Source organism: Moorena sp. SIO3I6, from assembly GCF_010672095.1.
The window spans coordinates 1-1708 of record NZ_JAAHHU010001080.1; the positions used below are offsets into that span (position 1 = coordinate 1).

Here is a 1708-nt window from a genome sequence, read left to right on the forward strand (position 1 = left end):
ACTCTCCATCTGAGATGCGGCAAGGGGACTCCCGTTATACCCGGCACGGGTTAGCGGGAGGGGAATTGCCGCGCTTCTAGTAAACTACCCGATAGGGTATCCTTATTTTCAATATTGATATTCATAGCCGTCAGCCTTGTGAATAGTTTTCAAGTATTTGGGATGTACGTCAAATTTTTGAGTTGGTAGTTGAAGGGTAAAGCTAGGTCTAAAGCGAATTGCAATACGTCCGACATATTGACCAGCAAACTTACCTTTGATGACATCAGCCTTAACAATGTCACCTGTTTGAAACCCCTGAAAAAACTTAGCTTTTGGAGCGTGAGCTTTCGGAAAACCATATTTGTTAGGACGACAACGCTGCCTAGTTCCGTGTCCTTTAGCTGCTATTAACAGCGGTTTTATTCCCCTGATAAGTAGCCGATCAGGTGTTGATTTACCAACACAAGAAGCATCAGTCCAATGGTGTTTTTCAATCATTCTGACCTTACGGTTAAATTTGGTCAGTCCCCCAGAACCTACTTCTACAGGTAACCCGGTTTCTTGAAGTCTTCTATACAATTCCCATCGGGTAGTATTAACCGCAGTCGCGTCTTTAAGTGAAGTCTTGGTTTTCCCCTTAATTTTATTCAATAGTTCAGGCTTTTTACTTAAAAAATCTTCTACATATTTGTTACCTTTTTTCTGATTACAAGGTCTACAAGCTAAGGTGAGATTGCTTACTCTGTTAGAACCTCCTTTTGATTTGGGGACAATGTGTTCTATTTCCAATGGGGTGTTTTCAGCGTTGCAGTAGACACATTTTCTTCCCCATTTGGCAAGCAAGTATTCCTTGACCTCAAAGCCGAATAACTCACCGCGTTGATATTCAACCTCGCTAATTTCAGGGTTTGGCATTTGCTGCAAATCAAACCTGACTAACTCTTGAGAAATAGCGCTAATCGGACAGACTTTTCTAATTCGTTTCACCCAAGTCTCAATATTGTTAATTCGGCTTTCAAGAGATGGGGGTAACCATCCTTGTCTACCAGTTCTGTTCAAAAAACGAGGTTTGCGATATCGAGTCTTACGGTTGCGTCTACCTCTCCTTAATGCCCTGCGAGAGTCTAGAGAATTCTTAATCTGTTGTCCCCTGTGAGATATTTCTAAGGCGCTTGTGACACGTCCTGTTTCTTCTTGAACAATAGCCATCCCGCTTGTTTTACTACCAGGGTCTATCTTTAAACGATGTGAATGAGTGACAGATTTTTCGAAAATCCTGTCTTTTAATACAATTGTAAATGGGTACCGTTTAAATACTTTAGCCCTTCCCATGTTCAATAGCTCTCTTGCTCGTGCCGGGTGGCATGGATCCAGTGGTTTCTTATTTTGATCTAGAACGAAAACTCGCATTACTTTGAACACTCCACAATGTGGGTAAAGTTTGCCTGTGCAAAGCACACGCTTGCGCGAACGACAATGTTATCTAGCTTTGTTCGGTACAGCTCACTGGCTTAACTCGCTACACCTGTTTAAAGCTGTACGACAGTTGCTACAAACTGGCACGCATTTGTAGGTGTCATGAGCTAGATAACGTAGCTCGCTTAGAGCTTAGTCTGGTCAACTATGAGCTTTCTACAAGCTCCCGCTATAGTCTGAAGGACTTAGCGGTGAGTTGTTGACTGAGAAAATTAGCTCGACAACGGTGACGCTGAATCTTGCCACTGGA

General features: G+C 42.7%; 1 protein-coding gene. It reads right to left on the bottom strand.

What is annotated here, in order from left to right; genetic code table 11:
- Positions 1 to 108: 108 nt before the first annotated feature.
- Positions 109 to 1392, bottom strand: coding sequence for an RNA-guided endonuclease IscB (gene iscB / locus F6K49_RS46315; protein ID WP_293109184.1), 1284 nt, complete (start codon positions 1390 to 1392; stop codon positions 109 to 111).
- Positions 1393 to 1708: the final 316 nt, after the last annotated feature.